The sequence below is a fragment of the Streptomyces coelicoflavus genome (assembly GCF_003112555.1).
GTDB lineage: Bacteria > Actinomycetota > Actinomycetes > Streptomycetales > Streptomycetaceae > Streptomyces > Streptomyces coelicoflavus.
In genome coordinates this window covers 1-24,356 of record NZ_BEWB01000022.1, presented here as the reverse complement: position 1 = coordinate 24,356, position 24,356 = coordinate 1, and the positions used below count along the sequence as shown (strand labels likewise).

Sequence of the window (24,356 nt, the reverse complement as noted above, 5' to 3'; positions counted from 1 at the left end):
GGGATTGACGGGCCCAGCGGCATGGTGAGGGCTAGACAGCGCGGCCGGTGAGCTCGTAGCCCGCCTCGTCGACCGCCTTCGCGAACGCGGTGTCGTCAGGTTCCTCCGCGGTGGTGACGGAGACCCGGCCGGTCTTGACGTCGACATCGACGCTCAGCACGCCGCCGATCCCACTGACGGCCTCGGTGACTGACGACTTGCAGTGGTCACACGTCATGCCTGTCACCGTGTAGACCGTCGCGATCCCGTCTTCCGTCGCGGTCGTCGTGCCCTTCGCCGCACCGGTGGAGCAGCTGCCGTCAGGCGTGCAGCAGTCGGACATGGTTCCTCCAGGGAAGGATGATCTGGGATACCCCGTGGGGGTATGGGTGCCTTGCATGTATACCCCCAGTTGGTATCTGTGGCAAGGGTTGTGCATCTCTTGCACATACCCGGAGGGGGTATATGCTCGATTTCCGTGTCGCACAACAAACGGCGCCTGAGGAGGCCCTGATGAACACCCCTTTGCGGATCACCGCGTTCGCCGCCGTGCTCGCCACAGCCTTCGGAACCGCATACGGTGTGGGAGGAGCAGCCGACCCGATCAGGACCACCGCCGAGTCAGCCGCCCACGCGGGGCACGACCGGGCCGGGGGCGCGGGAGAGCGAGAAGCCGACAAGAGGGCAGAGGAGAACGGCAGCGCTCCCCCCGGTGGCCTGCAGATCTCGGAGGGGGGCTACAGCCTTGACCTCGAGACCCGCAGTGTCCCTGTGGCCAAGGAGTCTGAAATCCGCTTCGCCGTGCGCGACAGTGCTGGCCGCAAGGTCACCGACTATCGGCGCGAGCACGGCAAGGAACTGCACCTGATCCTTGCATCTCGAGATCTGGCGACCTACCGGCACCTCCACCCGATCCGCACCTCCGAGGGCACCTGGAGCGTCGACGCCGAACTTCCCGCAGCCGGCGACTATCGGCTCTTCGCCGACTTCACACCCGCCGCGAAGGGTGCTGCGGACCTCACCCTCGGTGCGGACCTCGCTGTCTCCGGCATGTACCGCCCCGCGCCGACGCCCTCCGTCTCGAATGTCGCGGAGGTCGATGGCTACAAGGTCGCGCTGGAAGGTGGGCTGCGCCCGGGCGTGAGCGGCCGGCTTGACCTGACGGTCGCCAAGGACGGGCGCCCTGTCACCGACCTTCAGCCATACCTCGAGGCGTACGGACACTTGGTGGCACTGCGCTCAGGGGATCTCGCTTACCTGCATGTCCATCCCAACGGAGCCCCGGGTGACGGCAAGACCAAGCCCGGACCCACAGTTTCGTTCACCGCAACGGCACCCAGTGCTGGTTCGTACCGGCTCTTCCTCGACTTCAAGCACGAGGGGAAGGTGCACACCGCGAGCTTCACGGTCGACGCCGGAGAGGCGTCCAACGCTCCTGCCGGGAGCGACACCGCCGAGGAGTCCGAGGAGCATCAGCACTGAAGGTGGCGCCAACCGGGTTGAGTCTTTCTGGCGCTGACGTGTCGGACAGACCGCGTGCTACCCCGTCCCGCCGGCAGGCGGGGTAGCACAACTCACGAACGCACCAGGCGGGCGATGGCGTTGGACGCTTCCCGGAGCTTCTTCTCCCTTTCCTCGCCGCCCTCAGCCACGGCGTCGCTCACACAGGTGGCCATGTGCTCGTCGAGCAATTGCAGGGCGAACGACTGTAGGGCGCGGGTCGTGGCCGACACCTGTGTGAGGACGTCGATGCAGTAGGTGTCCTGCTCAACCAGCCGCTGCAGGCCTCGTACCTGGCCCTCGATGCGACGGAGTCGCATCAGTACGTCTTCTTTGTGCTGTTTCTTCTCGCCAGGCATGGCTCCAATTCCTTCCTCCCCGGGTCGGTGCCAAGCGCAGCGTCGACCTCCCTATGAAAGATACCCGCACACGGTATGTGGCCGGGTCGCCGAGCGGGCGGAATCCGAGTCGCCTCGTGTCCCGCTAGCCGGCAGCCTCCCATCGGGCAAGCTCGTCAAATTCCCTTGCTAGGTAGGACCGTCGAGTCAGCCAGCGTTGGACCTTGCCGCTCGACGTCTTGTGGATCGCACGCGGAGGAATCAGGAGGACCGCGTGCGGGGGGATGCTGAAGTGGAGGGAGACCGTGCGACGGATACCCTCGATGATCTCCTCGTACGGCCTGTCGTCGCGGGGATCAGTTTCGTAGACGAGAACGAGTCGTTCGGTGTCCGTGCCCGTACCGTCCTCGACGGAGAACGCAGCGCCGCAGTTCCGGCGGATTCCCGCGACCGACTCTTCGCAGACCTGCTCGATGTCCATGGGGTGGTAGTTGCGGCCGTTGATGACGATCAGATCCTTGATACGGCCCGCGACGAACAGCTCGTCGTCCATGAGGAATCCGAGGTCGCCCGTGCGGAGGTAGGGGCCGCTCCCGCTCGCGGTCTTCTCACCGAAGGTCGCGGCGGACTCCTCGGGCCGCTGCCAATAGCCCTCGGCGACGCTGGGGGAGTCGACCCAGATCTCCCCGACTCTTCCACTCATCAAGGGTTCCCGGGTGTCAGGGTCGACGATCAGCAGCCGGGTGTCGGGGCCCGGTCTGCCGCAGCTCACAAGGGTCTTCGACGGTTCGGCGGGAGAGGCCGGGCGGGCTACTCCCTCGGTGCCGAGGGGCTCGCTCGCGATCCGCTTCGAGCTCCAACCGTCGAGTGGGGTGCCGCCGGTCACGAACAGTGTGGCTTCGGCGAGTCCGTAGCACGGATAGAACGACTTGGCCCGCAATCCCGTCGGAGCGAAACGCTCGGCGAAGCGTGCCATGGTCTCGGCCCGCACGGGCTCGGCACCGGTGAAGGTGAGTTCGATGCCGGACAGATCGAGGCCCTCGATCTCCTCCTCCGTCGCACGCCGCAGACATAGCTCGTACGCGAAGTTCGGGCCGCCGGTGATCGTCGATCCGTATCGCGAAACCATACGCAGCCAGGACAAAGGTCGGCGGAGAAACGTCATCGGTGACATGAGTGTCGCCGGGATGCCGGAGAACAACGGCGTGAGGATGCCGCCAATCAGTCCCATGTCGTGGTACGGCGGCAGCCACAGGCCCCCCGAACTGCCACGGTGAATGCCGAATCCGCGGACGATGTCATGGCAGTTGCTCATCAGATGTTCATGGCTCAGCACGACGCCGCGCGGGAGTGAGGTCGAACCTGAGGTGTACTGCAGCAGGGCAGGAGTCCTGTGGTCGCAGCGAGGCACGAGTCCGCCGTCCTCGCTCGGAAGCAGGTCAACGGCCAGCAGGTGAGGAGCGCGCCCGGACGAAGAATGAAGACTCTGTTGGATCAGCGGCTTGATGTCTGACGTGGTGAGTACGACGTCGGAGCCGGCGTCATCGACGATGGCCTGGAGCCGCGGCAGCGTGCGCGACAGGCGACCCGGGTCGGGTGGGAAGGCCGGGACTGCCGGGACGCCTGCATAAAAGCAGCCGAACAGCCCCGACAGGTAGTCGAGGCCGGGCACGAAGAGCAGCAGGACCGGAACGCGCCGGGTATCGGCCCTCTCGATGAGTCCAGCGGCCACCGCCCGCGCCCGTGCGTCAAGTTCGGCGTAGGTGATGATCTCAGCCGACTCGTCGTCTGCGACAAAACGGAAGGCGACGGCGTCGGGGGATTTGCTCGCCCGTTCCTGTAAGGCCTCCGCGAAGGTGGTGGCGCCCTGTGCGTGTGAAGTGGTCAAACCTCTACCTTTCCAGGTGCGCCGCCGGCACTTCGATGCGGCGGTCGATGCGGTCCTCGGCCCATGTGCGGGTGTCGATCAGCCACCAGCGGTCGACCTCCACCAGGTAGAGGCGGTGCGGTGCGGGGTGCCGCAGCAGCGAGGGGGGCAGTTGCCACTCCGCCCGCTGGTGCGGGTTCGGGAACACTGTCGCGTAGAACTCCGTGTAATACGTGTCGAGTCGATTGGGGGGAACCTCGGTGCAGCGGCCGGTGAACTGGGCGCCGTCGACCGAGGTGAGGTCTGCGACCGATTCGTGACGGCCAGCAGTGAAAAGCGAGCCGCTCACCTGTGGCCGGGCCTGCACGTGGCGGCTGTGTCGGGACCCGGTCGCCGAGCCGAAGACGAACCGCAATGGGGCCGCGAACCAGGCGTACTCAAGGGTGGCGACCCAGGGATCGCCCTGCTCGGACGCGGTGGCCAGGTTCAGGTAGCGGGCCGTGTCCAAGAGCTGCCGGGAGCGTTTGAGTAGATCGTCGGCCGTCACCGTACAGAGTCCTCGATGTCGTGGCGCAGGAGGACGGGCAGAGCGGTGATGTCATTGCCGATGAAGGTCTGGCCAGGCTCGATGTCCTCCGGCGCGACGGCCAGGGCGAGTCGAGGAAAGGCGTCGAACAAGGCGGGGAGCGCCACGGTGGCCTCGAGTCGGGCGAGGTGGGATCCCGGGCAGAAGTGGGGACCGAGCCCGAATGCCAGGTGGTCCTTGTCCTCGCGGTCTATGTCGTAGGTCTCGGGGTTCTCGTGTACTCCCGGGTCCCGGCCGTGGGCGCCGTAGCAAATCAGGATTGCGTCGCCGGCGCGGATCACTACGCCCTCGCCGAGGTCGATGTCCTCCGTCGCCCAGCGCATCGGCAGGTGCATGACCGGGCAGTGCACGCGCAGCGACTCCTCGATCGCGTCGTCCCAGCGCGCGGGGTCGTTGCGGAGGCGGGCTAGTTGGTCCGGGCGGGTGAGGAGTTCGCGGATCGTGTGATCGATGAGGTTGATGGTTGTCTGGCTTCCTCCGCCGATCATCAGCAGCAGCGTCGATATCAACTCATGGCTGGTCAGAGGGGACTCGCCAGAAGAGCGCGTCGTTATGAGAAAGCTGGTGAGGTCGTCGCCTGGCGTTGTCTGCTTGGTGGCGATCAGCAGGCGCATCGCCGCTTCGAGGTCTTGGTAGACGGCGACGGACTTTTCTTCGGGCACATCGGTGGTGGCGACGACACGGAAGGCGCGCAGCACCTCGGGCCGTTGGTCGTCCGGTACGCCGAAGAGGTCGCAGATCACGCGCGTCGGAACCTCGTAGGAGAACTCTCGGTGCAGGTCGACGGGTTCGTCACCGGTGCGGGCCCTGAGCCTGTCGAGGAGCTCGGTGACGGTCGCCTCGACCTGAGCACGGAGCCTCTCCACACGGCGGGGAGTGAACGCAGGGGTGATCAGTTTCCGTAGACGTGCATGAGCACTGCCGTCCGTGGTGGCCATGAAGTCCACGTCGACCCAAGGGGCCAGCCAGGGCACGGATCCGGGGACATAGCTCGGTACCGTCTCCTTGAGATTCCGGGAGACGCCGGGGTGTGTCAACAGCCGCCTGACCACGTCACCCCGTGACACCGACCAGGCGCCGACACCTTCGGGAAGCTCTACCGGAACGGCCGGCCCCAACGCTCGCAGCCGTTCCACCTGTGCGTACATGCAGGTGCCGCCTTCGCTCTTGATCACCTCAGTGGTTGCCGTGCTGAAATCGATCACTGTGCGCCTCCTGATGAGAGCCATGTGCCGAGCCGGGTGCGAGGGGAACGTTGAAGGCGACGGCCGGTGCAACTCGGGAGTTGCCCAGCCGCCGCTTCCTGCTCTGCAAGGTGTAGCTACTTCGAGCCGAACTCTGTGACCTGGACCGGGTCCGGCTCATCGCTCTGCTCCGCTGGTGCTGCGGAGCCGGTGGGTGGAACGTGGCGTAGCGTGACGGCGGCGATGATCGCACCGACCGCCGCGATGGCCGCGGCGATACCCGACCCGACGTTGAGTCCGTGCGCGAAGGCGTCCTTAGCCACGCGCAGCAGCGGATCGGCGAGGTGATCGGGAAGGTTCTGCGCGGCGGCCACCGCGCCGGCGAGGCTCTCGTCCGCGGCGTCCTTCGCCTCCGCGGGCAGGCCATCGGGCAACTTGTTCTCGAGGCCGCTGCTGTACGCGGCCGTGCCGATGGTACCGACGATCGCGACGCCCAGCGAGATGCCCAGGTCGTTGACGGTCGAGGCCAGTCCACCCGCAGCACCGGCCTTCTCGGGCGGGACCGAGCCCACCACCAAGTCGGTGGTGAGCGCCATGGACGGGGACACCGCCGGGTAGAGGACGACGAATCCCGCGATGACGAGCGGCAACCCGGTCGTGCTCTCGATCTGCGTGAACAGCAGGTAGCCGACCACTTGCACGGCCAGGCCGGTGGCGATGACGTACCCCGGACGGATCCGGCGCGCGATCACGGGCGAGAGAGTGGCGACGACGATCAGCACGATGGCCGCAGGCAGAATGGCGAACCCGGTCTCGATCGGCGACAGGTCCTTCACTTGCTGGAGGAACTGCGTGAACATCAGGTAGACGCCGCCGAGGCCGGTCGCAGCCAGGATGAAGACACCGAGAGCCCCGCCGACGGTGCGGTTGACGAAGAGCCGCACGTCCAGCAGAGGGGCAGAGGAGCGTAGTTGCCGGAGGACGAACCAGACTCCGAAGGCGAGGCCAACCACCACCGCGGCGATCGATCGCGCCGTCTCGTCCTCGGTGGCGAACGACTTGATCCCGTAGATGAACGGCAGCAGCGTGAGGACCAGGAGCAGCGCGCTGAACAGGTCCAGCTTGGTGCTCTGGGACGCCTGATGGCCAGGCAGCAGCAGGAGCCCACCGATCACCACGACGGCCATGACCGGGACTGCGACCAGGAACGTCGCCCGCCACGAGAAGGCCTCCAGGAGCAGTCCGGCGAGCAGCGGACCAAGCGCGACACCGCCCGAGATCGCGGCCGCCCAGATGCCGATCGCGACACCGCGCTGCTTGGCGTCCTGGAACATCGAGAAGATGAGGCCGAGCGTCGCGGGCATCTGCATGGCGGCCGCGATGCCGAGGACGGCACGCCAGACGATCATCATCACCGGCGAGTCCGTCATGGCGGCCACTACGGAGAAGATGCCGAAGAGAGCCGCACCGGTCACCAGTAGGTTTCGGTGTCCGTAGCGGTCGGCCACGGTTCCCATCAGGACGAGCAGGCTCGCCATGAGGAATCCATAGATGTCCAGGATCCACAGAATCTCGGTGCCGGTGGGCTCCAGGTCTGCGGCGAGGTAGGGGCTGGCCAGGAAGAGGATGGTCAGCATCATGAACAGAAGCAGGGCCGGCAGGACTAACAGGCCCAGCGCTGTCCATTCCTTACGCCCGGCGCGTGTCTGCGGTGGGCTTGCTGCCGAGGACATCGGCACTCCTCTCATTGTCGACGCCCGATGACACACAGGTGTGTCCGGGTGCCGGTTCACCGGGGGCATACCCCTAGGGGGTAGGTGTAGCGAACATAGGAGTGGGGGGTATGCCTGTCAAGCGAACCGCCCGGCCGTCAAGGTGGCCGACCTCAGCCGAAATTGAGGTCCTGGGCGAGGCAGATCCAGAATTCGCCCTCCAGGGCGTGCACCGTCCGGGCGCAGCGCACGGCGGCCATAGGATCGTCACCGGCGGCAAGGCCGCTCTCCAGCGTCGCCGTGGCCTGGTCGAGAAGGGGCTGTGGTTCAGTGCGATGTCCACCATTCCGCCTGATGTCGACGGACCCGACGACACCGACGCCCCGTCTGGTTTGAGCGCCACCACTGCTTCCTGATGCGGCTATCCGCAGGGTTTCACGCAGTAGCCCTGGGGCGTCATCCGTCCAACAGCGTCCGTGACCTGCTGCAGATCTCCTCGAACGGCCTCTCCCAAAGCGATCTATGCGACATGGTGCTCTCTTCGAAGCCGATGGGTCACAGGGGTACCCGTGCAGCCGCAGCCGTACGATGAGACGGCACCCACTGGCTAGGGTGCCGATCCAGGGGCAGGTCCCAGGTATCGGGCGATGACCAGGAAGGCGTCGAAACCGTCATCCCGGGACCAGACCGGCGGGCAGGTGCTCGGTGGCTGCAGTGATCACGACGACATGGGTGACCAGGCCGGTTGGGTTCGCGGCTGGGCCGAGATGTCGACGCCCCTCTTGGCGTTCGGCTCGGGTGCTTGAGCGCCCGAGCCTCGTGCTGGTCTTCAGGCGGTGGCGGGCTGTTGTCGTCGGGCGGACAGTTGTCCGGTGCGGGCCAGGGCAGCGATGGACGCGGCGCACGCGAGTCCCGTGGCAGCCAGGGCCATCCAGGTCAGCCAGAGGGCGCCATGCTCCTTCGCGAAGTCCCAGAGCGCCCCTGTGGCGAGGTTGCCGAGGGTGATGCCCAGACCGGAGACGGTGTTGTAAAGGCCGTAGTGGGTGGCGACCAGGTGATTGCCGGACAGGGTCACGACGGTGTCCATTTCGAAGGGGTACACCATTGCGCTGCCAACAGCGAGTAACGCTACCGTCGTTACCAGGGCTGCCCCGATGCCCACCGGCGCGCCTCCTGGGACGACGGCCAGGGGCAGGAAGGCCAGGCCCATAATCGCCAGTCCGCGTACCAGTGCCTCGTGCGCGCTCCACTTACGTTTGGCCCAGTCCGTGAGTCGCAGTTGGCCCATGACGGCGACGGCGGCAGAGACGACGAAGAGGCCACTGGTGACTGCCTTGGCATTGGTGCCCAGTGCATCCGAGGCGGCCAGAGGAAGGGCCAGGTACACCTGGAAGGTCAGGACATACGAGCCGATCATGGCTACCGCGAAGAGGAGGAAGGGGCGGTTGGCGGCAACCGTGCGCCACTGGGTCAGCACGCTGTCCTGGCCGCCCGAAGCAGTTCCCTGGCGCGCAGGCAGGGCTCGCCATTGCAGCAGAGTCAGGACGGCGAAGATGGCGGCGGCGACGGTACAGACGAGCCGGAAGTTGGCGGCCAGGAGGGCGAGACCGACCAGGGGGCCGAGAAGCATGCCGGCCTGGTAGTAGACGTTGAAGGTGGCGAAGGCTTCCACGCGCCGATCGCCAGCTTCGGCAGCGAGGTAAGCGCGGACCGCCGGGTTGAACAGAGCGCCGGCGAAGCCGGTGGCCGCCGAGGCGGCGATCAGGGCGGGCAGGTTGTCGACCCACCCAAGCAGACCGAAGCCGGCTGTGCGCAAGAGGCAGCCCGCCATGATCGGCGCCTTGTAGCCGAGGCGGTCTGCGAGGGTGCCCCCGATGAGGAACATGCCTTGCTGGGAGAAGTTGCGCACGCCCAGGACGAGGCCGATCGCCCAGGCGGCGAGGCCGAGTTCCCCTGCGAGGTGTGCTGCGAGGTAGGGCATGAGCATGTAGAAGGCGAGGTTGATGGCGAACTGGTTGGCCATCAGGAGACGCGCGGCAGGTGGGAAGGAACGCGTCTGCTGCCACAGGTTCCTCACTGGACGGCCTCCGCCATTTCGAGACGGGCACCGGCGACGGGGTCGAGGACGCGTGTGCAGCGCGTCCAGCGGGTGACAACGCGCGCGGTGGGTTCGTCGATCTCGTCCGGCTCGTCTGCGGGGATCTGCCCCAGCAGGCCGTTCTCGCGTGCGTAGGCGTCGTTGAAGACGGTGCCGACGTAGCGTTGCGGGCCGTCAGGGAAGACGGTGACGACCCGTTCTTCGGCGGGAAGCGTGCGGGCGAGCCAGCGTGAGACGAGGGCTGTGGCGCCGACGCTCCAGCCCCCGGTGGCGTAGTGGTGGCGGGCAAGGCGCCGAGCGGCCCAGACGGCCTCGGCGGCGGCAACCCAGTGGACCTCGTCGAAGAGCTCGTAGGCGACGTTGCTCGGGTAGATGCTGCTGCCCAGACCGCGCATGAGTCGTGACGCGGCCGGTTGACCGAAGATCGTGGAGCCGGTGGTGTCGACCCCGACAACCCTCAGCTGGGGGAAAAAGCCGCGAAGGACGGACCCGATGCCAGCGGAGTGTCCGCCGGTGCCCACGGAGACGACGAGCGTGTCGATGCGGCCTAGCTGGGCGACTAGTTCGTGAGCCATCGGGGCATAGGCAGCCACGTTGTCGGGATTGTGGTACTGGTCGGGACACCAGGCATCGGGGTCAGCGGTGAGCAATAGTTCCACTCGGTCGCGTCGGGCCTGCTGCCAGCCGCCCTCCGGGTGTGGCGCGGTGACCAGGTCCACCTCGGCTCCATACGCCGTGAGCAGACCGGTCATCAGGGGCTCCATGCCCGGATCGGTGACGACAGTAACCGGATGGCCGTACGTGGCACCGGCGAGCGCCAGGCCGAGGCCGAGCGTGCCCGACGTGGATTCGATGATGCGGGCGCCGGGGCGCAGCCGTCCGCGTTCCCGGGCGGTGCGGACCATGTACAGGGCGGTGCGGTCCTTGATGCCTCCGGGATTGTGGCCTTCGAGTTTGGCCCAAAAGCCTCGTCCTGCGGTGGTGAAGGGCTCCCCGATCCACAAAACGGGGGTGTCGCCGACGAGGCCACCGGGGGTGATCTGCGGATGCTTGGTGCCGGTGAGCAGTTGCGCCGGGCTGGTGAACGCGGGGGGATGCGTGCAGTGGTTCACGTGCTTCTCCTGCGGGCGGCCACGCGAGGACCGACCGGGTGCTGGGGGAACGGACGGACTTGGTCCGGCTGCCGCGCCTGCCAGGATGAGGCAGGTTCGGCTCGCCGGTCAGGACCGCCAGACGCCCAGACTTGCTCGTGTCTGCGCCGTGCTGAGAGTGCCGCTGTGCGAGGTGCTCACTCGAACGCATCGCGGTGCGGGCCGTGCCGGAACCGTGGTGCGCGCGGCCTGGTTCATCACATCCGCCTGCGAGGGGCGTTCGATGTCGCGCGGTGGCTGGACTGTCGGTTCGTCCGGCCCCACGCAGTGCCCGGTGCCGTCAGGGGCGGCAGGAGCCTGCACTCCGACGGAGCCTTGCGGCTGCCCGCTATCATGCGCGCAGCCGGCTGAGACGACAGGGACGGCGTCGACGCGCGGAGCAGACGTCGGGACCGGCCCGTGAGCGCAGCCCAGCACATGCATCAGTGCAGCCAGCAGTACCAGCAGCACTGCCCCGGTCCACACCGAGGAGCGTCTGCCGCGTGGCGGCTGACTGATCGACATGGACGCACAGTAAGCGGATGGACGCGTAAAGTTCTTGTGAGTGGATGGCCATCCGGGGGAGCCCTTCATCGGACGTCGGCGGGCTGACGTCGGCGGAAACCCGCGGCTACAAGCCTCAGGAGCTGACGAAAGCGCCCTGGGCCGGCTCTCAGGCGGATACGAAGGATCAGCAGATCGGGTGACGTGGGGCGCCTCACCGCGACCAGGACGGCCGACTGGCCGGGGTGAACACTCCGCGCGCCGCCCCTCTTCCCATGCGTCCACGAGCGAGGCGGCATTCATGCTGCGGTTTCGGAACGGGACGCCGCAGTGAACGGCAACCACTGTCCGCCCGTACCTCAAATGGACACCGGTCCTGCTGGTACCGGCGACCGTAGCCGAGACGGAGAATGCGCATGCTCCTGCCACAGCTTCGAGTACGCACCAGCCCTGCTGTGCCCACGACCTTCGCAGTGCCCGCCGTCGTTATGGCCGGGGCCTTGGCCCTCGTCCCCCTGGCCGCAGCCTGCGGCCGGGTCGAAGGCGCGGGCAGGCCATCGCAGACGTCGGTCCCGGCCGCGGCGGCCATGGCCCCAGCCAAGGTCGAGGTCATCGCCAATCTGACGGGCTGCGAGCCCAACATCCGCGTCGAGGCGACGGAGCTGCGTGAGGGGATCTGCCACACGGAGCAGGGCGAGTACCTCATCACCACCTTCCCGGAGGAGAAGTACAAGCGGACTTGGCTGGAAACCGCGAGGGTGTACGGCGGCACATACCTCGTTGGCTCTCGCTGGGTCGTCAGCGCTGAACCAAAGACGCTGGCGGCGCTACACAAGAGGATCGGTGGCGACGTCCAGCGGCTACAGTCATTCGGTTCCTCCCTCAGTGCGTCGTACCGGCAGCCCGGTCGGTGAGAAGATCCCTTGCAGCCAACTCAGCCCCCAACCTGTTCCCCCTGTTTCCGCCCGCGGATGTCTGAAGCGTCTCCGCACCGAGGTTGGCCTCGGTCGTGGTGAAGTGACCGAGGTTCTGCAGGTCCACCGGCAGGCCGCGCTCGTCAGGTGCGCGACGCCCGCTACCGGCCCGGCCCGCCACGTGCTAAGCACCCAGCGGTTGGGGCCTGCCGGTGTCCGACGTCCCGCCATCCGGCCCTGGTGCCCTCGCCCCGGCCAGGGCTCGGCGCAGGGCGTTCTCGTCCGGCACGCCGGACAGGGTGCCGTCGGATTTGTGGTAGAGGCGGCAGGACAGGCTCGGACCCGCTCCCGGCTGTGCGAAGGGGTCGTTGCCATCGATCAGGATCGTTGGCGACCCGTACATACCCCGCCGAGCAGCCTCGGTCTCGCTAGCGACCTCAACCAGCTCCAGCTCGGTGTCCAGTCCGTCCAGGACGGCAGTTATTCGTTCCAGCGCGGGCTGCGCGTTCGGGCAGTCTGCCACTGTCAAGACCGTGATCCGCACGAGATCCTCCCTTCAAAGGCTGCTTCCTATTGACCGACGCTAGACCTTCCAGCGCGCTGGAAGGTCAAGGGCTAGCCTGGAGGTATGCGTATCGGCGACCTTGCCGCCCGCACCGGGCTCACGACCAAGACTATCCGCTTCTACGAGGACAGCGGCCTGCTGCCCGCGCCACCGCGCACCCGAGGCGGATACCGCGATTACCCTGACCGCAGCGTCACCCGGCTCGCCTTCGTCCGTGACGCCCAGCGCGCCGGCCTCACGCTCGCCGAGATCCGCTCGATCCTCGCGATCCGCGACGACGGCCACGCCCCATGCACGCATGTCTCCAGCCTGATCCACGAGCACCTGGACGACATTGACAAGCGGATGGCCGAACTCAGCGCCACCCGGGAAGCCTTGCGCGCTCTCGCCGACCGCGCGACCACCACCGATCCAGCCGATTGCGGCCAGGCCGACATCTGCACCATCCTCAAGCGCATGTGAAAGGCGCCCGACCTCATTGCTGTCCAGCCTCCTGAGACGTTCTCGGCACGCCCCGGAAGGCAATCCGCCTCCCAGCCCCAAGTGAAGTGCTGCCTGCTCTCCTGGGAAGGCCAGTGTTCGTACCCGTGCCTCGACCGCATCTGGACGCGTAGTGCTGAGTTGGCCCCCATGCGGTGCTGCCCCGCCTCGCTGAGAGACGGGGCAACTGAATGGCCGTCAAGCAGCCGATGGCCCGCATATCGGGACGTGTCAGCCGCCCGTCGATGAGGCGCGACGGTTGACCAGCCACGTCGTTCCGCCCCCGAGCACTAGCACGGCTGCGATCACGCCGCCGATGATCCAACCAGTGGACGAGTCGTCTTCCTCCTCGGCGGCTTCCTCCGCAGTCTGCGGGGAGGCGTCGGCAGACGGTGTGGTGATGGCAGACGGGGTGGGGCTGGGGGTCGGAGTTGCGGAGGGACCAGGTGCGATCGGACTCGCGTTCGGTGCTGCGGGCTTCAGTGTGAGGAGCGGTGCAGGTTGTTCCGGCTCCTGGCCGTCCTTGGGCAGTTCTCCCCAGCGGGAGATCTCACCGTCGCGTCTCCACCGTCTTGAAGGCGAGCTCCTTGGCGTCCGGGAGCTGCCGGGCCTTGACCTCGTGCTCGGCGTCGACGCCGGCTTTGAGCGCGGGGCCCCCGACGGTGTAGCCGTCACTGGTGGGCTTGAGCTTCCAGCCCTTGGGTGCCGTGCCGAGTGTCACGTCACCGGGCACGATTCCCTTGGGCAGGACGACGCGGAGTTCGGTGAATCCGGCCGTGCCGGACTCGGCCTCGGACACAAAGCTGAGGGTGACGTTCTCTGCCAGTGCCTGCGGCTTGTCGGCCTCGACTTCGGCATGGGCGGCGGCGGGTCCGGCCAGCGTGAGCAGGGCGGCCATGGCGATCGTACCGACGAGCGCCGCCCGGCGGACCGTGCGGACAGTCCGGTAATGGGACATGCAGGACTCCTAGCTGATGATGCCGGGCTGCAGCCCGTGGCCGCAGCCCAGTGAGAGGACATTCGCTGGGGGCGAGACGTGTCCCGGCGGTCCTCTGCGCACCAGCACGTGATGCAAAAGGCGGGAGTTGGGCGCTGCAGGCAGCACGAAGCGGCTGACCGGGTGCGCGACGGATGGCGCCGTGACCGCAGTGATGCGGCGCCAAGGGACGAGCCAGCCCACGACGATGGTGGTGACGCGGCGCACGGTCCGAGCAGCGGCCAGAGCCCCTGAGACCGTGACATCCGCCCGGTGCAGCAACCAGCCGGCCAGCAGCGCGGCTGTCACGTGAGCCGCCGTCATCGCTGCCGACGCGTGATGCCAGGCATGACCGTCACGGGTGGCGGGGTGGACCACACCGGTCGACCGGCGTGCCTCAAGGCCGGTGTGGGCTGCAGTCGCGGCACCCGCCCACGTAAGAGCGAGATGCAGCGAGCCCTGGGCGGCGAGCGTGCACGCCAGGATCATGCTCAAGGGGAGCCGACGGCGGGCGGCCGGCCAGATGAGGCCGAACTGGACCAGCGTGAACGCGCTCACCAGACGCCAGGGGAAGGGCCCTTCGGCGACAGCGTGATGGCCCAGGGCAGCGAGCACCGTGCCAACTAGGGCGAACAGCCCGGCACGGACGCATGCTGTGGCATGCCCGCGACGCGCGCTCCTGTCGCGCTGGTCATCAGCCTGCGCTCCACGGTCAGCCGCCACGATCACCCGCCTCTTCCTAGCCTTGCTGTCTGCCTGTCACCGTGAGCTGCGGATCGCCTCCGCGAGTTCGTCCGGGCTGCGGGTGGAGAGATAGACGTACGGGGTCGGATCGTCCGGATCGACGACCTCGACGCGCACAGCGGTGACGATGTAGCTCCGCATCACCATGAACGCCCGCATGTTGGCCTTGTAGGTGCGCCAGGCGCGTGCTTCCTCCCCGGCGAGGACCTCAGGTTCGCCGAGGGCCGAGAGCGGAATGCGGGCCTCCCCGGCGACGAGCAGGCCGGCCACGACTCGGATGCGCATGGATCCCTGGCTGCTGACGTAGAAGCCGACCAAACCGGTACCGGCGACGAGGGCGGTCAGGGCGGGGATGATGCCGAAGGGAAGGAAGATCGCTGCCATGGAGAGGCCGAAGAGGAAGGCGATACCCCACCAGAGCCTGGGAGCTGTGAGGCGTTCGTCGTAGGCGGGTGCCTTGGGCGTGGTGGTCACTGCGGTCACCTTGTCGTATACGGATCGGTTGGTGGGCTGGTTCACAGGGGGAGGAAGGCGCTGGCCCGGGGCGCGTACTGGTGTACGGCGCCGGTGTCGGCCTCGTAGAACCAGGCGTGCAGCCGCAGGGAACGGTCGGCGAGCCGGGGAGCGACGCAGGGGTAGGCGGCGAGGTGGTCGAGTTGTGTCAGGGTGTGCCACTGCCCGGCCGCCGCGGGCCCGGCGGGGCCCGGGTTCCCGGCCACCGCGTCCTGGACGACGTTGCAGTGGGAGTGGCCGCACACGACGATGTCGGTGACTTCCAGATCGAGGACGGCGTGTTCGATGGTGAGGGATTCGCCGGTTGGCTCCTCGGCTTCGAACGGTGGGATGCGCCCGCCGTAGGTCCGCAGCTCGAACAGGTCACCGGGCCGGCTGTCGGTGATCAGGGCGGGGACGATCCGGGCGTCGGAACAGGAGACGAACATCGCACGTGGGCGGTGTTCCTGGCGGTGGAGCCCGAGGTCGATGCCGTGCGCCGTCGCGCGGGCCCGGAAGACGCGGGCTTGGTCGATGAGGTACTGCATGGCTGGTCCTCCGTGCCCGGTCAGCCGGAGAGCCGGTCGTCGATGAGGGCCTTGAACTGCTCGTAGGACCGCGGTGTGTCGATCATCTGGCCGTCGACGAAGAAGGTGGGCGTGCCCCGGACACCCAGCCCCAGTCCGTCACGCTGGTCCGTTTCGACGCGTCCGGCGACTTCCGGGTCGGCGAGGGCCGCGTCGAACCGGGCCATGTCCAAGCCGAGTTCCTTGGCGTAGCCGCGGAAGACGTCCTGCTTCCACTCCTGCGATTCGCCCCACTGCTTCTGGGTGGTGAACAACTTGGTGTACATCTGCTCGAACTTTCCCTGCTGGGCGGCGGCTTCAGCGGTCCGAGCCGCGAGTTCGCCGTTGCGGTGACCGGGCATGGGGAAGTAGCGGGCGATGAAGGTGACCCGGTCGCCGTACTCCTCGCGGAGTTTCTCCACCATCGGGTAGGCGGCCCCGCATGCCTCGCACTCGAAGTCGAGAAATTCCACGACGGTCAGTTCGCTCTTCGCCGGTTGGGTGAGGCGATGGCTGTTGTCCCGTACGGGCATGGCCTGGGCGGCAGGCACGTCCAGGCCGCCGCTGTTCCTGTCCTCGGGGGCGAGTAGCAGGTAGGAGCCGAGGGCTGCTGCGAATCCGGCCACGATCACCGCGGCGACGATCAGGTGCTTCTTGAGTCTGGTCATGATTCCTCACGGGGAGCGTTGTCGGCCGGGCCGGTTGTCGTCGTTGGCGGATGGGCACCGTGCGGCGTGGGCACGGCGGGTGCTGGGCGGTGGTCGCGGGCCCGTAGCCCGGCCAGGTAGGCGTTGTAGGCGGCGAGTGGGTCGCCGGCGCCGCCGCGGTCGATCTGCCGGTCGACGCGCCGGGCCTCGCGGCCGTCGGACCGGATCCATTGGACGGCCAGCACGATGGTGGTGATCAGTACCGGGATGTCGCCGGTGGCCCAGGCGATCGCGCCGGCGTTGTACTGGTCGTCCATGGGGTACTCGACCCAGGGCCGATCGAGCATGGACCACCAGCCTTCGCCGATCAGCGCGGTGGAACTCATCAGCGAGATGCTGAACCAGGAGTGGAACGGCATCGTCAGGACGATCACGAACAGTTTGCCCAGGTAGGGCGGGCGACGTGGGCCCGGGTCGATGCCGATGATCACCCAGAAGAACAGCAAACCCACGGCCAGGAAGTGCACCAGCATGAACATGTGACCGAGGTGACTGCGCATCAGGGTCTCGAACAGCGAGGTGTAGTAGACGGCGAAGGCGCTGAAGATGAACAGCACGCTCGCCACCACCGGGTGGGAGACCACCTTCACGTAGCGGCTGTGCAGCAGCTTGAGCAGCATCTCCCGCGGACCGTCCGGCTCGCCCTTCGGCACGGCCGGCAGCGCACGCAGGGCCAGGGTTGCCGGCGCCCCGAGGACGAGCAGCAGGGGCACGGTCATCGCGAGGATCATGTGCTGGCCCATGTGGACGCTGAACAGCACCTTGCCGTAGACGCCCAGCCCGCTCATCGTGGCGATGACGGCCACCGCGAGACCCAACAGCCATGCGACGGTGCGCCCCACCGGCCAGCTGTCGCCGCGGGCCCGCAGCTTGCGCACCCCTGCCAGGTACAGCAGTGCGGCGGCGGCGGTACCGAAGGCGAACAGCGGATCGAAGTGCCACTGGGTGAACAGCGGCGTCCAGGGGAAGTCGCCCAGGGGCGGCGGCATCGGGAAGCCGAGCAACTCCTCGCTGGAAGACAGGGAGGCGCCGTCGGCGCCGGGTGCCGGCGTGCGCGACAGGCCCACGGCGAGCCCCATGGCCGCGGCCATGAGCAGCAGCTCGCCGGCCGCGAGCCGCACGAACGCCCTTCTCCGGCCGTTCTGCAGAGCGGGCAGGGTGCGTCGGCGGTGCCACAGACCGATACCGCCCAGGCCGGCGAGAGCCACGGTCTTCACCAGGATCATCGCCCCGTACCTGCTGCTGAACACGTCCGTGAGGGACGGCAGCCGCACCGCTGCGTTGACGATTCCGCTCGCGGCGACCGCCAGCAGCGACCAGCCCGCGAGCGGACTGAAGCGCCGGGCGGCGTCCGCCGCCCTGTCCTCACGGCGGGTCGCGGCGACCAGGACGAACACCAGTCCGCCCACCCACACGGCCACGCCGACGAGGTGCAATGCCAGGCTGGTGACGGCCGCGTCGTGGTTCCCGGCCGCCGAGGAGTGGCCCGTGAACGCGGGCGGCAGCAGGCCGGCGACGGCGAGCAGGAGTGCCAGGCGGGCCCAGCGGGCGGTGCCGACGCCGACGCACATCGTGGCGATCGTCCCCGCCGCGGCGGCCGACAGCGCGTACGCCCGGCCCTGGGCGTCGGTGCTGACGAAGTCCGCCACGATCGCGGGCGAGACAACCGTGCCGACGGGCTGGGCGAACAGATCGGACAGGGTGAACACCAGCGTCACCGCCGACGCCGCCGTCCATACCGCTGCGGCGCACGCCGCCCAGAGCAGGTAGCGCAGCTGTACGGCGCTGAGTGCTCTGCCGCCCGGGAGCAGGACCACGACGAGGAGCAGGGCGCCGACCGTGGCGACCGCCGCCGCGTCGGAGACGGCCCGTGCGGTCGGCAGACCCCAGGTCGTCAGTGCCCCGGCGTCCTCGATGCCGGGGACGTCGGCCGCAGTGCCGCCGCCTGCCCACACGGCGGCGAGTGCGACGGCGAGGCAGGCACCGGTCGACGCTGCCAAGATCATGGGCAGCCGCCGCCCGGCCGGGGCGATCCGGGTGTCAGTCGCCACGGCGGGACCGCCTGCGTCGCGTCGCGAACACGCTCGCGGCGCCGACCGCCACGACCAAGGCGCCGGTTCCGCCGACCAAGAGCACGGTCGCACCGGAACCCCCACCGTCGGATTCGTTCGCGGCAGCAGCCTTCGGGGACTCGGGGGCCGGGGCAGGGGCCGGCACCTGCGGGCTGGCAGAACGTGCCGCCGCCGTCCTGCCCTTCACCGTGAACGTGTACGAGCCGGATACAGGATGTCCGTCTGCGGACACCACGCGGTATCCCACGGTGTAGCGGCCGGACGGCGCGGTGCTGTTCAAGGCGAGTGTGACCTGCTGCCCCGAGACCTGCGGCTCGCCCTGGGCGGCCGATGTGCCGTCCGCCGTGGTCACAGCGACCTTGGCGTACTTCTCGGTCATCGGGTCACTGAAGGTCAGGGTGACGCGCGGCGGCAGCCCGGCCAGTGTCGCGTTGGCGCCGGGGCTGCTGGACTCCAGGTCGGTGTGGGCGGCGGCCTGCGGTGCGGTCGCGGCCAAGACTGTCAGGGCAGCGGGTACGACGAGTGTGCGTGCCGCCGAGCGGGCGGCACGCCGGGGTGCGACGTGCATGATGCGGGACTCTCTGTGTCCCCCGGCAGGGCGCCGGGACGGAAGGGACCGGCGCGCCGAAGAAGTCCCTTCCGTGTGCCCGTCGTCAGGCTGGGCAGGGACCGCCGGTCGGCAGGGGCCGGAAAAGGGCGGTGGTGACACGCGCGGGCTGCGGCGGCGCCCGACCATCGTGCAGCCGCACCAGCAGCACGGACCTCAGCGGCGTCGCGGTCTCGCGGACGGCGCTCTCCGGTCCCGTACCGTGCGCGCGGCCCAGCAGAGGCCATACGAACAGCAACAGTCGGCGTACGGCCGTCAGCAGTGGCTTGCCCTGCCACAGCAGGCGCTCGGTCACACCGAGCAGCCGCGCGGCGAGCAGGACCGTCACCAGATGCCCGGCGAGCAGCACTCCGGTGGGCGGTCCGGCCACGGCATCGTGCTCGGTCAGACCCGGCAGACCGCCGGGTGCTCCGTCTGTCCCGGCCATCGCGGCGCAGGCGCCCGGCAGCGAGTAGACGACGTGGTAGGCCAGCTGTGCCGCCGCGAGCACCGCGAGCAGCTCGGTGTCCGTGAGCCGGCGGCGGGTCAGGACGACTGCTCCGGGTGTCGCCACGGCTGCTGTCGCCGCGACCACGAGCCACCGCGGGGTGTGCCCCTGGGACAGCACATGTCCGGCCAGCGGCAACAGCACGCACAGGACCGCCAGCGCACTGGCCCGGATACCGCGCAGTACGCCGGCCGCCGGCGATGCGGCGGTACCTGTCGTGTGCGGTCGCATGAGCTCGAACTTTCGGTCGGTCCGGTGCGGGATCGGAACCTGCGTGGCGCACAGGTCGCGTCATCGTGTGCTTGGGCAGCGTACCCACTTGGCGTTCCACAGCAGGCCGCCGGGTGGTGCTTCTATGCCCCAGTACGCGGTCGAGACGTTTACCCAGGTCAGAGGCTCGTTACCGGAGATGACAACGGTCACCGATGCAGCCTTTGCCCCTTTCATCCCCGCTGTGCTTCGCTGTCGTCGACGGTCACCGGAACAGGGGAGGGACGGGAAGTCATGGGTGGACACAGCCACAGCCACAGTCACGTCGACGCTCACGCGGGAGGCCGGCACCGTTGGCGCCTCGGGATGTCGTTCGCCCTGGTCGGCTCCTACTTCGGCATCGAACTGGTCTACGGACTCCTGTCCGGCTCACTGGCCCTGCTCTCGGACGCCGGCCACATGGCCGCCGACGTAGTCGCCCTCGGCGCGGCGCTGGTCGCCACCCGCATAGCCACCCGGCCCGACACCACCGGCCGCCGCACCTACGGCTCCTACCGCGCGGAAGTGTTCGCCTCCCTGCTGTCGGTGCTGCTGATGCTCGGCGTGTCGGTTTACGTCGTCACCGAAGCCGTCGGCCGCATCGGCGGTGACGCCGAGATCTCCTCCGGCCCCATGCTCGTCGTGGGCGCGATCGGTCTGGCCGTGAACATGGTCGCCTTGTTGCTGCTGCGGTCCGGCGCCTCGGAGAGCCTCAACGTCAAGGGCGCCTACCTCGAAGTCCTCGCCGACACCGCAGGTTCGGTCGGCGTGATCGTGGCCGGCGCGCTGGTGGCTGCCACGGGCCAGCCGTTGTGGGACACCCTCGTTGCCCTCGCGATCGGCGTGTTCGTGGCGCTGCGTGCCATTGCCCTGGGACGAGAGGTCTTCGCCGTCCTCGGCCAGCACGCGCCGGCGGGTGTGGAGCCGGCAGCGGTCGCCGACGACCTGGCGGCGGTCGAGGGCGTCAAGGATGTCCACGACCTGCACCTGTGGACGCTCACCTCCGGTATGAACGTGGCCACGGCACATCTGGTCACGGCCGGCTCCGCCGACGGCCACGCGGTACTGGACCAAGCCCGCGATCTGCTCCGCGACCTGCACGGCGTCGCGCACGCCACCCTGCAGGTGGAACCCGCCGAACACGCCGGCTGCGACCGCGTCGGCTGGTAGCCGGTCCCGAAGAGCTCCGGCAGGGGCCCGGCCCTGGTGCCAATCCCAGAGCTGGGCCCCTGCGATCAGGCGCGGGACGCGGCGTTTGCCCGCCTCGCTGGTTGTGGCCTCTTCCGCTTCTCGCTCACGCGGAGACACCGCCCGTGCAGGCGGCCCCCGGCTCGGGAGTCTGCTGCCCCTGCACGTACTTGTCGAGGAACTTCTCGATCCGCCCGTCCGACGCGGAATCCACGTTCAGTTGCTTCCCCCAGGCGGACAGGGTGATCGCCGACAACTGGTCGGCGTAGGGGCTCATCAGCGTGTAAGGCGTCTTCTGCACCTTCGACTTGAGAGCGTTGACGTCCTTGCCCGCAGCCTTGTCGCTATAGGTGATCCAGACCGCGCCGTGCTCAAGGGAATGGACAGCGTTGGTCTCGTCAATCTCCTGCTCGTACACGTCACCGTTGCAGTTCATCCAAGCGGGATTGTGGTCCCCGCCGGCCGCCGGGGACATCTTGTAGTCGACCGGGGTGGTGACGTGGTTGCGGCCGAGGTCCTCGAAGGACTTCTCGCCCTTGACCGGGGAAGCCGCCGCCTGCTTCTTCGCTTCGTTTTGAGATGCAGTCCGGTCCATGAGGTACCAGCTGCCGGCGACGGCACCGGAGACGATCACCAGGCTGGCAGTCCAGGCGATGATCTTGTTGCGACGCTCCCGCGCCGCTTGGACGCGACGTATCTCCTCTATCTTCTCGCGTCGGGCGGCACGCTGAACTTTTGCTCGGGAAGATCCCATGACAGGTCCTTGTCCCCGCCGAGCGTCAAGGCATCGGCGGTGGTACGGCTGGCGGTCGGTTGCCTACCCGGGTGCGGCACGCGGGCGGGAGAAGGCGGCGCAACGCAGCCGTGCGAACGCGCGGCTGCACAGCATGCCGCTTCTAGATCCGCTGGACCTGGAGTTGATGTATGCCGGGCACTCGGGGGTGACGGGCCGGGTTGCCGGGGGCGGACTGCCGGTGAGGCCGCCACACGGCGGCCCCGTCGGCAGTCTCCGCGGAGGGCACCGGGACTGAAGGAGTGGCCAAAGCAGCCCCGGTGGCGGGACGGCAGTGCGTGTCACCCGGCTCGTGTCGCATGTCAGGGCACGTGTGCAAGGTGAGAGGAGCAGTAGCGGCGGCGGCAGGCGTTACTGCGGTCGCCGCCGAGGCTCTGGTTGCCGCAGCGGAGTCGAACGAGGCGTGCGTGCAGACCGGGAGGACCCAGACCAAGACTGCGAGCAGAGCGGCACAGCGCAGTACAAATAGCGGCATCGCCCTTCGGGCGACGCCGTCTCGTCTTGTCCGCGGACGTTCCATCGCAGCAGATCGTAGCCAACTATGGGACCACCGGCGGGCTGAGGACGGATCTTACCGGAGACCCATTTGCGCTCCGCTGCGCTGTTGTAACTGCTGCGGCCATGGAGCGAGATCTGAATCGGCAGGGCCCGGCGCTGCTGGGAGTGGCGGGCCTTTGCCGACAGCGTCGCTTGGGAAGCGGCCTGGGGCGCCGGATGGTCGCACAGGTTGCATCCGTGGTGGGTGAAGCTCGGCTGCTTGCGGGCCGTGGTTCGGGACCGCAGGACTGCGGCGGCGGCCGCACATCCGGGAGGCGCATCCCGTGGTGTCAATAGCCAGCCGACGGGAGCGTCGGTGCTGGGTTGCCGGACTCGAGTCCCGGTCTGATGTCCACGCTCTGAAGGTGGCCAGCGCCGAGGCCGGTTCAGTATTCCTTGAGGTATGCGGTGGGCGTACACCAGCCCCTCCTTGACTGTGTCGAGGGAGAGTCGGGCAGTCGAAGACATCGGCGGCGTTGGTCGCTCCGACGACGGCTCGTCTTCCTGAGCAGCCAAGTTGTAGGTCATACCCAGACGCACCAAACATTTGAAAGCACCGGAGCCAACCAGGACCCGGCTCCGCAACCAAGCGAACCAGTGTGATCGTTTCGAGGCGCAGTCCCGGACCACATCTCTTGGCGGGGTCGATGTCGTTGCCGCCCTCCAACCCCGCGGCTCTCGTCAAGCCCGATCTCCAGCCGAGTTGAGTCCCGCCACTCCTGTGCGTGGCTCGGGTTGACGGGCTTCCTCGCGAGTTCGAACCGCTAGCCGAGGACCACTGGAGGCGTTCATGGCGAGCGCAACATAGCCGACGATTGCCGGTTGGGCAAACCGGCGACCTTGCGGAGTATTGGTTGTAACGCCTGGGGGCCAGTCAGACATCGGATCCCAAGCGTGGCATTTCGAAGCAGCATGGTGCGGCTACGGAGCATAGTTTTAAAAGGGAGATTTTCGGGTGGTGACTGTTCATTTTATGGATGTCAAGGAAACTGCCGAGTATTTGAACGTGTCCATCTCCTGGCTGTACAAAAATTCCGCCCGGTCGGGATTGGTGATGTACAAGTTTGGTGCGGGAGCGAACGCCAAAATCCGATTCAAAGTGTCAGAGGTCGAAGCCTGGGTGAGGCAGCAACGAATATTGGGTTGTTGAAGCGAACTCCGATCCCCGGTCAGCCCGATACTGGCGCTAATGCCGCGGATCGAAATACGCCGAACCGTGTGGAAATTACTAGCTGTACAGGATGTGACAGTGTGGCGGGTTCGTTGGTTCGTGGGATGGGTTCGTTTTTCAAGGAGTGTGAGCATCCGCGGTCGCGGTGGTCGAAGTGTCCGCACGCGTACAAGGTGCGGTATCGGTCGGCGGCCGGGAAGCAGGTGAAGGAGTCCGGGTTTGCGACCCAGGACAAGGCGATCGCGCGTTTGACGGAGGTCTACAACGCGAGGAAGTCTGCGCCGCGGGGGCAGGCGAAGGCGGACCGGGTCGCGAAGTACGGGGCGATGCGGTTCAAGGAGTACGCCGTCGAGTGGAAGGCCGGCCAGCGGGATCTCGGCCCGGCGTCGGTGGTGCACCTGGAGTCGCTGTTGAACATTCATTTGCTGCCGCTGCTGGGCAGCCGGCGGGTGAACACCTTCGACCACAAGGTCGTCGAGGGCTTCCTCCAGGCCCTGGAACGCAACGGCGTCGGCCTGGCCGCGCAGGCCAATTGCTTCGACAAGCTGAAGGCGATCCTGCTGGACGCGAACCGGCTGGGCCTGTTCGACGACAACCCGGTCGCCGGGATCAAGCCGCCGCAGTACGACCCCAAGCGGGTGGTGATCCCCTCACCCGAACAGCTGGGGCAGATACGCACCGCCGGCGACGACAGCTTCCTGCTGGTCGCCGACCTGATGAGCGGCTGCGGCATGCGCAACGGCGAAGCATTCGCGGTCAACGTCAACAACATCGTCGCCGACGACGTCTACCGCATCACCGAGCAGGTCAACCGGACCACCTGCCAGTACGAGCGGCTCAAGCACCGCAAGCCGGGAGAATACCGCGACGTGCCCCTGCCCGCACGGGTGCGCCAGACCATCGAGTGGTA

23 protein-coding genes and 1 pseudogene are annotated in these 24,356 nt (G+C 67.8%); 7 read left to right on the top strand and 17 right to left on the bottom strand.

Going from position 1 to position 24,356, the window contains the following annotated elements; translation table 11 throughout:
* Window positions 1-31 precede the first annotated feature (31 nt).
* On the bottom strand, window positions 32-322 hold the full coding sequence (locus Sco07f_RS37765; protein ID WP_108990563.1) for a heavy-metal-associated domain-containing protein: 291 nt from the start codon (window positions 320-322) through the stop codon (window positions 32-34).
* Between the two features lie 170 nt (window positions 323-492).
* Here Sco07f_RS37765 and Sco07f_RS37760 point away from each other — a divergent pair, with 170 nt between their 5' ends.
* Entirely contained in the window at window positions 493-1,461 is a 969-nt protein-coding gene (locus tag Sco07f_RS37760) for a DUF8832 domain-containing protein (protein ID WP_108990627.1), read from the top strand.
* 92 nt (window positions 1,462-1,553) lie between these two features.
* On the opposite strand, the gene Sco07f_RS37755 is transcribed toward Sco07f_RS37760, so the two are convergent.
* From Sco07f_RS37755 to Sco07f_RS37735, 5 genes are all read right to left on the bottom strand, one after another.
* The gene (locus Sco07f_RS37755) at window positions 1,554-1,838 is read right to left on the bottom strand and encodes a metal-sensitive transcriptional regulator (protein ID WP_042799349.1); all 285 of its coding nucleotides are present in this window, start codon (window positions 1,836-1,838) and stop codon (window positions 1,554-1,556) included.
* A gap of 124 nt (window positions 1,839-1,962) precedes the next feature.
* Complete coding sequence (locus Sco07f_RS37750) at window positions 1,963-3,705, bottom strand: fatty acyl-AMP ligase (protein WP_108990562.1); 1,743 nt, start codon at window positions 3,703-3,705, stop codon at window positions 1,963-1,965.
* A gap of 4 nt (window positions 3,706-3,709) precedes the next feature.
* Window positions 3,710-4,231 carry a pyridoxamine 5'-phosphate oxidase family protein gene (locus Sco07f_RS37745; protein ID WP_108990561.1) on the bottom strand — a complete coding sequence of 174 codons (522 nt, stop codon included), beginning with the start codon at window positions 4,229-4,231 and terminating at the stop codon, window positions 3,710-3,712.
* Complete coding sequence (locus Sco07f_RS37740; RefSeq protein ID WP_308408155.1) at window positions 4,228-5,475, bottom strand: cytochrome P450 family protein; 1,248 nt, start codon at window positions 5,473-5,475, stop codon at window positions 4,228-4,230. Before Sco07f_RS37740 ends, Sco07f_RS37745 begins: the two co-directional genes overlap by 4 nt.
* Window positions 5,476-5,591: 116 nt before the next feature.
* Window positions 5,592-7,187 carry an MFS transporter gene (locus Sco07f_RS37735; protein ID WP_167468337.1) on the bottom strand — a complete coding sequence of 532 codons (1,596 nt, stop codon included), beginning with the start codon at window positions 7,185-7,187 and terminating at the stop codon, window positions 5,592-5,594.
* Window positions 7,188-7,297: 110 nt separating this feature from the next.
* Between Sco07f_RS37735 and Sco07f_RS37730 the strand changes: the two genes are divergently transcribed.
* Window positions 7,298-7,582, top strand: a complete 285-nt coding sequence (locus Sco07f_RS37730; RefSeq protein WP_108990558.1) for a hypothetical protein — start codon at window positions 7,298-7,300, stop codon at window positions 7,580-7,582.
* Between the two features lie 413 nt (window positions 7,583-7,995).
* Here Sco07f_RS37730 and Sco07f_RS37725 read toward each other — a convergent pair whose 3' ends face one another.
* Window positions 7,996-9,243: an MFS transporter gene (locus tag Sco07f_RS37725; RefSeq protein WP_108990557.1), complete on the bottom strand. Its 1,248-nt coding sequence runs from the start codon at window positions 9,241-9,243 to the stop codon at window positions 7,996-7,998.
* A complete protein-coding gene (locus Sco07f_RS37720; RefSeq protein WP_174855477.1) occupies window positions 9,240-10,376 on the bottom strand; it encodes a PLP-dependent cysteine synthase family protein in 1,137 nt (378 codons plus the stop codon). The genes Sco07f_RS37725 and Sco07f_RS37720 overlap by 4 nt, the downstream gene beginning before the upstream one ends.
* Window positions 10,377-11,314: 938 nt before the next feature.
* Between Sco07f_RS37720 and Sco07f_RS37715 the strand changes: the two genes are divergently transcribed.
* Window positions 11,315-11,812 (top strand): hypothetical protein, encoded by a 498-nt coding sequence (locus Sco07f_RS37715; RefSeq protein ID WP_244942242.1) that lies wholly within the window; start codon window positions 11,315-11,317, stop codon window positions 11,810-11,812.
* A gap of 628 nt (window positions 11,813-12,440) precedes the next feature.
* Window positions 12,441-12,839: a heavy metal-responsive transcriptional regulator gene (locus Sco07f_RS37705; RefSeq protein WP_108990555.1), complete on the top strand. Its 399-nt coding sequence runs from the start codon at window positions 12,441-12,443 to the stop codon at window positions 12,837-12,839.
* A gap of 568 nt (window positions 12,840-13,407) precedes the next feature.
* On the opposite strand, the gene Sco07f_RS40960 is transcribed toward Sco07f_RS37705, so the two are convergent.
* The 8 genes from Sco07f_RS40960 to Sco07f_RS37665 all read right to left on the bottom strand — a co-directional run bounded on the left by Sco07f_RS40960 (window position 13,408) and on the right by Sco07f_RS37665 (window position 19,739).
* Window positions 13,408-13,815 (bottom strand): hypothetical protein, encoded by a 408-nt coding sequence (locus Sco07f_RS40960; RefSeq protein ID WP_244942241.1) that lies wholly within the window; start codon window positions 13,813-13,815, stop codon window positions 13,408-13,410.
* A gap of 9 nt (window positions 13,816-13,824) precedes the next feature.
* The gene (locus Sco07f_RS37695) at window positions 13,825-14,391 is read right to left on the bottom strand and encodes a hypothetical protein (RefSeq protein WP_159107046.1); all 567 of its coding nucleotides are present in this window, start codon (window positions 14,389-14,391) and stop codon (window positions 13,825-13,827) included.
* 201 nt (window positions 14,392-14,592) lie between these two features.
* Window positions 14,593-15,060 (bottom strand): DUF3093 domain-containing protein, encoded by a 468-nt coding sequence (locus tag Sco07f_RS37690; protein ID WP_108990625.1) that lies wholly within the window; start codon window positions 15,058-15,060, stop codon window positions 14,593-14,595.
* Window positions 15,061-15,092: 32 nt separating this feature from the next.
* On the bottom strand, window positions 15,093-15,617 hold the full coding sequence (locus tag Sco07f_RS37685) for a carbonic anhydrase (protein WP_108990553.1): 525 nt from the start codon (window positions 15,615-15,617) through the stop codon (window positions 15,093-15,095).
* A gap of 20 nt (window positions 15,618-15,637) precedes the next feature.
* Complete coding sequence (locus Sco07f_RS37680; RefSeq protein ID WP_108990552.1) at window positions 15,638-16,303, bottom strand: DsbA family protein; 666 nt, start codon at window positions 16,301-16,303, stop codon at window positions 15,638-15,640.
* Window positions 16,300-18,393, bottom strand: a complete 2,094-nt coding sequence (locus Sco07f_RS37675; protein WP_108990551.1) for a bifunctional copper resistance protein CopD/cytochrome c oxidase assembly protein — start codon at window positions 18,391-18,393, stop codon at window positions 16,300-16,302. The genes Sco07f_RS37680 and Sco07f_RS37675 overlap by 4 nt, the downstream gene beginning before the upstream one ends.
* Complete coding sequence (locus tag Sco07f_RS37670; RefSeq protein WP_159107045.1) at window positions 18,383-18,910, bottom strand: copper resistance CopC family protein; 528 nt, start codon at window positions 18,908-18,910, stop codon at window positions 18,383-18,385. Before Sco07f_RS37670 ends, Sco07f_RS37675 begins: the two co-directional genes overlap by 11 nt.
* A 157-nt stretch (window positions 18,911-19,067) precedes the next feature.
* On the bottom strand, window positions 19,068-19,739 hold the full coding sequence (locus Sco07f_RS37665; RefSeq protein WP_108990549.1) for a hypothetical protein: 672 nt from the start codon (window positions 19,737-19,739) through the stop codon (window positions 19,068-19,070).
* A 345-nt stretch (window positions 19,740-20,084) separates the two neighbouring features.
* On the opposite strand from Sco07f_RS37665, the gene Sco07f_RS37660 reads away from it, so the two are divergent.
* Window positions 20,085-20,927 carry a cation diffusion facilitator family transporter gene (locus Sco07f_RS37660; protein ID WP_244942240.1) on the top strand — a complete coding sequence of 281 codons (843 nt, stop codon included), beginning with the start codon at window positions 20,085-20,087 and terminating at the stop codon, window positions 20,925-20,927.
* A gap of 124 nt (window positions 20,928-21,051) precedes the next feature.
* Here Sco07f_RS37660 and Sco07f_RS37655 read toward each other — a convergent pair whose 3' ends face one another.
* Entirely contained in the window at window positions 21,052-21,699 is a 648-nt protein-coding gene (locus tag Sco07f_RS37655; protein ID WP_108990547.1) for a thioredoxin-like domain-containing protein, read from the bottom strand.
* Window positions 21,700-23,248: 1,549 nt separating this feature from the next.
* Here Sco07f_RS37655 and Sco07f_RS41290 point away from each other — a divergent pair.
* The gene (locus Sco07f_RS41290) at window positions 23,249-23,425 is read left to right on the top strand and encodes a helix-turn-helix domain-containing protein (RefSeq protein ID WP_365890000.1); all 177 of its coding nucleotides are present in this window, start codon (window positions 23,249-23,251) and stop codon (window positions 23,423-23,425) included.
* A 194-nt stretch (window positions 23,426-23,619) separates the two neighbouring features.
* Window positions 23,620-24,356 (top strand): annotated as a pseudogene (locus tag Sco07f_RS37645) (tyrosine-type recombinase/integrase); the annotation flags it as partial.

Excerpts from the sequence above, each read along its gene's own strand:
- Sco07f_RS37765 (WP_108990563.1), bottom strand. The coding sequence starts at position 322 with ATGTCCGACTGCTGCACGCCTGACGGCAGCTGCTCCACCGGTGCGGCG.
- Sco07f_RS37760 (WP_108990627.1), top strand. The coding sequence starts at position 493 with ATGAACACCCCTTTGCGGATCACCGCGTTCGCCGCCGTGCTCGCCACA.
- Sco07f_RS37755 (WP_042799349.1), bottom strand. The coding sequence starts at position 1,838 with ATGCCTGGCGAGAAGAAACAGCACAAAGAAGACGTACTGATGCGACTC.
- Sco07f_RS37735 (WP_167468337.1), bottom strand. The coding sequence starts at position 7,187 with ATGTCCTCGGCAGCAAGCCCACCGCAGACACGCGCCGGGCGTAAGGAA.
- Sco07f_RS37730 (WP_108990558.1), top strand. The coding sequence starts at position 7,298 with ATGCCTGTCAAGCGAACCGCCCGGCCGTCAAGGTGGCCGACCTCAGCC.
- Sco07f_RS37715 (WP_244942242.1), top strand. The coding sequence starts at position 11,315 with ATGCTCCTGCCACAGCTTCGAGTACGCACCAGCCCTGCTGTGCCCACG.
- Sco07f_RS37705 (WP_108990555.1), top strand. The coding sequence starts at position 12,441 with ATGCGTATCGGCGACCTTGCCGCCCGCACCGGGCTCACGACCAAGACT.
- Sco07f_RS40960 (WP_244942241.1), bottom strand. The coding sequence starts at position 13,815 with ATGTCCCATTACCGGACTGTCCGCACGGTCCGCCGGGCGGCGCTCGTC.
- Sco07f_RS37685 (WP_108990553.1), bottom strand. The coding sequence starts at position 15,617 with ATGCAGTACCTCATCGACCAAGCCCGCGTCTTCCGGGCCCGCGCGACG.
- Sco07f_RS37680 (WP_108990552.1), bottom strand. The coding sequence starts at position 16,303 with ATGACCAGACTCAAGAAGCACCTGATCGTCGCCGCGGTGATCGTGGCC.
- Sco07f_RS37665 (WP_108990549.1), bottom strand. The coding sequence starts at position 19,739 with ATGCGACCGCACACGACAGGTACCGCCGCATCGCCGGCGGCCGGCGTA.
- Sco07f_RS37660 (WP_244942240.1), top strand. The coding sequence starts at position 20,085 with ATGTCGTTCGCCCTGGTCGGCTCCTACTTCGGCATCGAACTGGTCTAC.
- Sco07f_RS37655 (WP_108990547.1), bottom strand. The coding sequence starts at position 21,699 with ATGGGATCTTCCCGAGCAAAAGTTCAGCGTGCCGCCCGACGCGAGAAG.
- Sco07f_RS41290 (WP_365890000.1), top strand. The coding sequence starts at position 23,249 with ATGGATGTCAAGGAAACTGCCGAGTATTTGAACGTGTCCATCTCCTGG.